This is a genomic window from Enterococcus sp. DIV0008 (genome assembly GCF_050542615.1).
Lineage (GTDB): Bacteria > Bacillota > Bacilli > Lactobacillales > Enterococcaceae > Enterococcus_D > Enterococcus_D innesii.
The window spans coordinates 1,525,124-1,532,500 of sequence record NZ_CP172937.1 but is presented as its reverse complement, the minus strand read 5'-3'; the positions used below and the strand labels follow the sequence as shown (position 1 = coordinate 1,532,500).

General features: G+C 38.8%; 7 protein-coding genes and 1 rRNA gene (1 of these 8 running past the window's edge). All 8 read right to left on the bottom strand.

All coding sequences use genetic code 11. The features are described from left to right. Positions 1-675 (bottom strand): 16S ribosomal RNA (locus tag IGI84_RS07335) (it extends 885 nt beyond the left edge of the window). Positions 676-1,217: 542 nt separating this feature from the next. Then, positions 1,218-1,403: a hypothetical protein gene (locus tag IGI84_RS07330; protein WP_005236216.1), complete on the bottom strand. Its 186-nt coding sequence runs from the start codon at positions 1,401-1,403 to the stop codon at positions 1,218-1,220. A 138-nt stretch (positions 1,404-1,541) separates the two neighbouring features. Further along, positions 1,542-2,063, bottom strand: a complete 522-nt coding sequence (locus IGI84_RS07325; RefSeq protein ID WP_081118984.1) for a GNAT family N-acetyltransferase — start codon at positions 2,061-2,063, stop codon at positions 1,542-1,544. Positions 2,064-2,120: 57 nt separating this feature from the next. Continuing rightward, positions 2,121-3,059 (bottom strand): dihydroorotate oxidase, encoded by a 939-nt coding sequence (locus IGI84_RS07320; RefSeq protein WP_430600941.1) that lies wholly within the window; start codon positions 3,057-3,059, stop codon positions 2,121-2,123. A 206-nt stretch (positions 3,060-3,265) separates the two neighbouring features. Continuing rightward, a complete protein-coding gene (locus IGI84_RS07315; RefSeq protein ID WP_200127608.1) occupies positions 3,266-4,306 on the bottom strand; it encodes a galactitol-1-phosphate 5-dehydrogenase in 1,041 nt (346 codons plus the stop codon). A 17-nt stretch (positions 4,307-4,323) separates the two neighbouring features. Further along, positions 4,324-4,983, bottom strand: a complete 660-nt coding sequence (locus IGI84_RS07310) for a class II aldolase/adducin family protein (protein ID WP_081118981.1) — start codon at positions 4,981-4,983, stop codon at positions 4,324-4,326. Continuing rightward, positions 4,949-6,871, bottom strand: coding sequence for a PTS sugar transporter subunit IIA (locus IGI84_RS07305; protein ID WP_220426104.1), 1,923 nt, complete (start codon positions 6,869-6,871; stop codon positions 4,949-4,951). Before IGI84_RS07305 ends, IGI84_RS07310 begins: the two co-directional genes overlap by 35 nt. A gap of 11 nt (positions 6,872-6,882) precedes the next feature. Next, positions 6,883-7,323, bottom strand: coding sequence for a PTS sugar transporter subunit IIA (locus IGI84_RS07300; protein WP_008381342.1), 441 nt, complete (start codon positions 7,321-7,323; stop codon positions 6,883-6,885). Between the last annotated feature and the right edge of the window lie 54 nt (positions 7,324-7,377).

Genomic DNA, 7,377 nt, shown 5'->3' with positions numbered 1-7,377 from the left:
CACTCAAGTCTCCCAGTTTCCAATGACCCTCCCCGGTTGAGCCGGGGGCTTTCACATCAGACTTAAGAAACCGCCTGCGCTCGCTTTACGCCCAATAAATCCGGACAACGCTTGCCACCTACGTATTACCGCGGCTGCTGGCACGTAGTTAGCCGTGGCTTTCTGGTTAGATACCGTCAAGGGATGAACATTTTACTCTCATCCTTGTTCTTCTCTAACAACAGAGTTTTACGATCCGAAAACCTTCTTCACTCACGCGGCGTTGCTCGGTCAGACTTTCGTCCATTGCCGAAGATTCCCTACTGCTGCCTCCCGTAGGAGTCTGGGCCGTGTCTCAGTCCCAGTGTGGCCGATCACCCTCTCAGGTCGGCTATGCATCGTTGCCTTGGTGAGCCGTTACCTCACCAACTAGCTAATGCACCGCGGGTCCATCCATCAGTGACGCAAAAGCGCCTTTCAACTTTCTTCCATGCGGAAAATAGTGTTATACGGTATTAGCACCTGTTTCCAAGTGTTATCCCCTTCTGATGGGCAGGTTACCCACGTGTTACTCACCCGTTCGCCACTCTTTTTCTTTCGGTGGAGCAAGCTCCGGTGAAAGAAAAAGCGTTCGACTTGCATGTATTAGGCACGCCGCCAGCGTTCGTCCTGAGCCAGGATCAAACTCTCATAATGATTTGTTTGAATGACCATACGGTCATTAAGCTCATAAAAATTAACTTTGCTAGCTATTGCTTGCATGTATTTGTTTCAATAAATTGAAACGTCCTACACATTGGTTCGTTTGCTTGCTTTGTTCAGTTTTCAAAGGTCTACCGTGCTGTGTTAGCAACTTTTATATCATATCAGAGCGACAGTTGATTGTCAACTCTTTTTTAAAAGTTTTTTCGCTCGTTGTTTTTCAACTTCGCAGCGGCTGTCTCAGCGACTTTATTAGAATAACAAATGATTTGTTATTTGTCAATAACTTTTTCCAATTAATTTTGTTGATGTATCAACATCGATTAACTGTTTTAAGATTGCGACTTCGTTATAATATCATCTGTTTCATTTTTGGTCAAGTCTTTTTTCGAAGTTTTTTCAAAAGCATTTTTGACCCGCTGGCTCAATTGCCAACGTTGAATACTTTATCATTCTAAGAATGAAAGAGCAAGCTTTTTTCTGAAAAATTTTCAACTAAGTCGAGATAAACAAAAAAACTACCCAAAATAGGTAGTTTAATCAATATCGATCGTACGAAAACGGATCTGATTTTGATCGTCTCGTTTTAAGGTTGTTTCTTCTTTCAGATAAGAAAACTTCTTCTCATTGATCGCTGGATTCTCAAGCATTTCTTCATAACCCGCAAAAATATCATGGATATATTTTTTATAAGCTTTTTTCTTTTTGATTCTTTTCTTCATTTGGCACCGTCCTTTACGTGCTTATCTTAGCAAGCCGAAAGGATTCTGACAACCATTATCCGCATTTTCATACCAAAAATTCACTTTGACACAACTATTCCATTAATTCAGCCAAGTAACACTCATGGAATAGAATGTTTAGCTTGCGGTCAAACGTTTTTGAAAAGCCAATCGCTCTCCGTTCGGAAAAGGGAATGTTACCTCTCCTTTGTATTGATAGCCAGCTGCTTGGATATTCTTTTGCATACCAATATTGGCTTTATACGTATCGATACGTAAATCAACGATTCCTTGCTCTAATGCAACCACTTCAAGAGCTTGCAGCAATTTGGCGCTTAACTTTTGCCCTTTAAAATGAGAACTGACAACGACGCGATGGATGGATAGATATGGACCGTTTCCTTCCCACCCTGCGCCGGTAATTGCATTGTAGACAGGATCATCACCAGAAACCAACGCGGCAGACGCTGCGATTTTTCCATCTTTCACCAACACATAGCTTTCACCATTGGCAATATCTGCTTTGATTTGATTTTCTTTAGGACCGTACCCATCTTGCCATTGCGGAGATCCTTGTGCTTTTAAGAAAGCAATGCCTTCTTCAAAAAGCGCCATCAACTCAACCAGATCTTCCTCCGTTGTTTTACGAAACTTCTCCATTAAAAACCTCCTTTCTTCTATAAAAAGAAGCGGATAGTAAAGCATTCAAAATCGTTCTTAATCAATCGTTTTTAATTTCCCATGAAATTCACTGATTGATTGATAGCCTTTTTCTTTCATGATCGCTGCTAATTCTTTCGTCAATCGTTCAAAGATCGCTGGTCCTTCTTTTTGCAGTTCTGTGCCGATCTGCAACATAGAAGCGCCACATAACAAATGTTCATACGCATCTTGACCATTACGAATCCCACCAGTACCGATAATTTTGATTTCTGGCTTGAGACGTGTATAGAAAGCCCGCACATTGGCTAATGCCGTTGGTTTCACATATTCGCCTCCTAGACCACCAAACCCATCTTTTGGTTTGATGACTACCGAGTCAGTAGCAGGATCGATGAATAAAGCATTCCCAATACTGTTGATTGAATTGATGTAGGTTAACGGATACTTGTTAAATATCTTAGCCATCTCATCAAAGTGAGCCAAATCAAAGTATGGCGGCAATTTGACACCTAAAGGTTTTGTGAAAAAACCAAAGACTGTTTCCAGAATTTGATCGGTCAAAGGAAAATCATAGGCAACTTGGGGTTTTCCTGGCACGTTTGGACAAGAAAGATTTAACTCAGTGATTCCTTCAAAATCACTTTCTTGGATTTTCTTCAATAACTCAATGTTTTCAGCCACGCTCATACCAGCGACAGAGAAAAAGAAGGGCGCTTGCTGGGTCATTTCCTGCTGTTTTTTGATGGCATAGTCTAAGTAGTAGTCCACCCCTAGATTTGGTAATCCCATCGAATTGATGCTTCCTAACGGTAAATCGGTATAACGTGGTTCTGGATTTCCGGCACGCGCTTCTAGTGTTGCACTCTTCGTGACAAATGATCCAGCTGTTGATGATGCTAATTCATCTAATTCCTCGATCGTCATACAATGGACTCCTGATGCATTCATAAACGGATTTTTATATGTAAATTTCCCAAAATTCGTAGCTAACATTGATTCATTCCTCCAATCTTTTCAACTAGTTTACCGTTTCATTTCTGAAAATGCAACGATGTCTTTGAGTGGGACAGGTTTTAGAAGGAGCAACCTCTGTAATCAGAGTAGCAAATCAAAAAAACCATATCCATACAGCTTGTTAAAACTTACTGAATAAATATGGTTTTGAAAACAATCTGTTTATATTGTACTCAAATGTTTTTTTAGAGCATGATCATGATTTTATTAAAGCTTTCACTTCTATTTACCGCTAAATCAAATGCTCTTTGAAGATCCTCTAATGGAAAGCGATGGGAAATCATATGACTGACACTCAAGCGTCCGCTTTCTAAAAAGGTGATTGAATCAAACCATTCTTTACCTGGGAAAGGTGCAGAATAACTATTCCAAAAACCCTTAATGGTTAATTCACTGCGAAAGATTTTTTCAAATGCTCGTTGTCTAATCAAAACATCAGAATAAGCGATCCCTTGAAATCCAATTTTCCCGCCTTTTTTTGTCACTAAGAGACATTGTTCTTCGGTTATTTTAGTACCTGCACATTCCATTGCAATATCCACGCCTAAACCATCCGTTATTCGGGAGATCTCTGTTTCAAGATCTTGAAGAATAGGATTAATCGTATCGGTGACACCTAAATCTATTGCTTGTTCCAGTTTCTCTGATTGAATATCAATACCAATGATCGTTTTCACACCCGCAATTTTTAACCATTGGATCGTCAGCAATCCAATCGTTCCTAACCCAAAAACTGCAACGACATCGCCCACTTTAGGTTCGATTCCATAAACACCATGCGCTGAGACAGCAAGAGGCTCAATCATGGCCGCTTCTTCAAAAGACAACTTAGTCCCTATTTTCACGATATTGCTCGCTGGCACGGATACGTACTCTGCAAATCCCCCAAACCGTTGCGATCCCATCATGATATAGTCCGTACATAATTGATACTTCCCGATAGCACAGTATGCACAGTTACGACAAGGAATAAACGGGACAACAGCGACCCGATCGTCTTTTTTTAAATGATGAACAGAACGACCAACTTTTACAATAGTCCCAGCCATCTCGTGCCCCATGATCATGGGTAACTGGTATTTCCAGCCTTTACTCATTTTGTGGATATCTGACCCACAGATTCCTGAAGCTTCTACTTTTACAATCACTTCATTCTGATGGCATTGTGGAACATCCATTTCTCGAATCTCAAATTCATTCAGTCCAATTAAGAAACCAGCCCTCATCTACTCTCCTCCAATCTTCATTCACGGGATTCATAGGTAACGTTTGTTTTGTCAGTATAATATTCATAGCCCTGCTGGAGAAGCGCTTGCGAATGTAAATGCACATAAGCATTTGTTTCTAGTCTTTCCAGATAATCATTTGCAAAAGCCAAATTAGTGGCTCCAACAATTACCCCATGTTCTCGCAATAACATTCCATAAGGTAGTTTTGCTTCATTTGTCACCATGTTTTGAGAGTAGTCACCAACCAAGTGTGCTAACTTTTCAGTTGTTGCAGGTGCATAATCCAAACAACGGATCGTAGCCGGTCCGAAACGAAGGTTTTCACAGACGATGGGCATGTCAGTCCCTATACAACTGTAAACCATCAAATTTAATGGATGAGCATGAATCACTGCTTTGATCCGTGGATCTGAGTGATAAAAACTCATATGCATATTGATTTCCCTGGTCAAGTGACCAGTACCTTCGATGAGGGATAGTTTCTTATCTACCAAAAGAATTTGCGCTGCCTCTAATTCCCACAGATACTGAACAGATGCCAAAGTAGGTGTCATCAAGAAATGATCTTCTGAAACTTTTATAGAGATATTGCCACCAGCAGCATCCGTTAGCTTCCTGTCAAATAAAGATTTGGCAATCTTACATATGAATTTCCTTTCTTCTAAATAATCCATCGGGTTCCTCCTGTCTAAAACGTAAATATTTTTCAATCAATCCATATTTCCCAAGAAACATAATATCTTCAACAATTTCTAAATATTCTTCACTTCTTACAAGAGCGACGAAGAAAACATAAGTCACTTGAAAATAATCCTCAGATCCGTAAGAGATCTTTTGTTTATTCGTCAAGAGGCTAATCGTGCTACGGTGGACATTTCCCCGATTGTTCGCATGAGCTAAAGCAACACCTTCACTTATTACGATATAAGGTCCATTTTGTTTCACATTTTCAACGACTTCTTCTACATAGCTCTGCTCAATACACTCGTTATGTGTCAACACTTTCCCTGCTAAGCGTAAAGAATGCTCCCAAGAACATTTTTGGTCGATTCTGATAACATGCGAATTTAACAAGTAATCATGCAATTTTCTTTGTGGTTGTTGGACAAATTGATCAAATTTTTCTTCAGTCTCTTCTTCATTAATCGTAAACAAACGGTCAACCGTCTTTACTATTTTTTGGATATCTTCTTGAGTCACAAAAGGTGTTATCCTTAAAACATCCTCTTCCAAAAAAGGCAAAGGATCAGCAGTTAAGATTAAACGATTGGCTTTTTGACGGAAGCACATCTTACGATAAGTAGCAAGTGTTAGCACATTCATAATTTTGAACTGCTTGTATCGACTAATTTTCATAGCAATCATTTTCGCTATCGATAAATTTTCACACACGATCCAGATATCGATTTTGCTCATCTTATATTCTTGTCGGGTTAAGGCAGTTGCGATATGAATAGCGATCGTAGTAATAAATGATTCATTGAAGGATCGGGACAGGTAGTTTTCAATGACACCACTATTAGCCCTTACAGCTACGATAATATCCATAAACTGATGCCGCAAAAGACCGATATTTTCAATATCCAAAATAATGTTCTCTTCTTCAATAATTTGTAAGTGATTGTATAGATCAGAAATTAAGTCAAATTCGTACTTTAGAGTCGTCCCTAAATCTTCATCAATTTTATTCAGAAAATAGATGACCAAATTATACAATTCAGCATCCTTCACATTTTTTCGCTTTTTCAAATGACAAAATTCTGCTATTGCCTGTTTGTCTTCGAAAGAGATCGTTCGATCAAATCTTTTTTCAATTTGATCGATGAGTATGCTCAGGTTTTCCGACATAACGACAAATTTGGGAGATTCACCTTGTTCTTTGCGGGGCATATTGATAACGATAAAAATATAGACGAAAAGATCAAACTGCTGATACTTTTCTGAATACTTTAACTCGTTAAAAATGAATCCCAGAAAGTCTAAATACTCCATTGACCCGTCAAATGACCGAAGGATTTGCATCCCGACATAATTAATGTATCCTTTTGCGTCTATATTTTCTAAAAACAATGTAAACAAATACTCTCTTTTCTCCGATTGAATCATCTTAAGGATAACCCCTTCTCCCCTAAGCGTTTCGATATATTTACTCATGATCACTTCTTGTTTTTTCAACGTATTGATATCGCGGATGATTGTTAATCGACTGACGTAAAACAAATCAGCAAAATGATCCATCGTAAGAACATCTTCTGTTATCAATAAATTGATCAGAAGTAATGTGCGTCTTTCATCAGGATTCAAGGAATAGTCGTAAGGGGACAATTCTAAAACAAGCTGATAAGCTTCTGACAAATCAAGTTCATCAGGAACCTGTAAGTATCCGCTTTCAATTTTCACTTGCGGCATATCGTGAGTATTTAGAAACGAGTTCAAGACTTTGATTTCACTCGTGAATTTCTTTGGCGAGAGATTCAAGTTTTTATAAAGTTGCTCCAATCTAATTTTCGTTATTTTGTTATATAGTAGGAGATAGATGATTTCAGCAGTAATTTTCCTCACAGCACTCCTCCTTAATGAATAGACAAATTCTCTCTTAGAAAATCAACAAGTTTTTCAGGTTCACACTTGCTTAATTGAACAATAAAATTTCGAGATTGGATGCTTAAAATCAATTTTTGAAGAAATTCAATATAGGTATGCTCATCTTTTAGTGCCATGCAAAATACATGTTCGACTGCTAAGTCATCTACTTGCGTATCCATCTGTTTAAAAGTCACAGGCTTTTTTAGTCTTGCGTAACAGACAGAAGATTCTTTCACAGAGAGATCAAAGGTATGCGGAATCGCAACTGGCGGGTCAACTGGCAGACCAGTAGGAAAATGATGTTCGCGTTCGATACAAGACTCGATAAAACTATTCCCGACGAGCCCTTCGTTAAGCAGTTCAAGTCCGCATTGTTTAATCACTTCTATATTGGAGCGCTCATTCAATTCGATTGCTTTAAATTTCATACACTATTTCTCTCCCACTAAGCCATTTATTTTGTCAACAATTCGTTTATTCAT

Excerpts from the sequence above, each read along its gene's own strand:
- IGI84_RS07330 (WP_005236216.1), bottom strand. The coding sequence starts at position 1,403 with ATGAAGAAAAGAATCAAAAAGAAAAAAGCTTATAAAAAATATATCCAT.
- IGI84_RS07325 (WP_081118984.1), bottom strand. The coding sequence starts at position 2,063 with ATGGAGAAGTTTCGTAAAACAACGGAGGAAGATCTGGTTGAGTTGATG.
- IGI84_RS07320 (WP_430600941.1), bottom strand. The coding sequence starts at position 3,059 with ATGTTAGCTACGAATTTTGGGAAATTTACATATAAAAATCCGTTTATG.
- IGI84_RS07315 (WP_200127608.1), bottom strand. The coding sequence starts at position 4,306 with ATGAGGGCTGGTTTCTTAATTGGACTGAATGAATTTGAGATTCGAGAA.
- IGI84_RS07310 (WP_081118981.1), bottom strand. The coding sequence starts at position 4,983 with ATGGATTATTTAGAAGAAAGGAAATTCATATGTAAGATTGCCAAATCT.
- IGI84_RS07300 (WP_008381342.1), bottom strand. The coding sequence starts at position 7,323 with ATGAAATTTAAAGCAATCGAATTGAATGAGCGCTCCAATATAGAAGTG.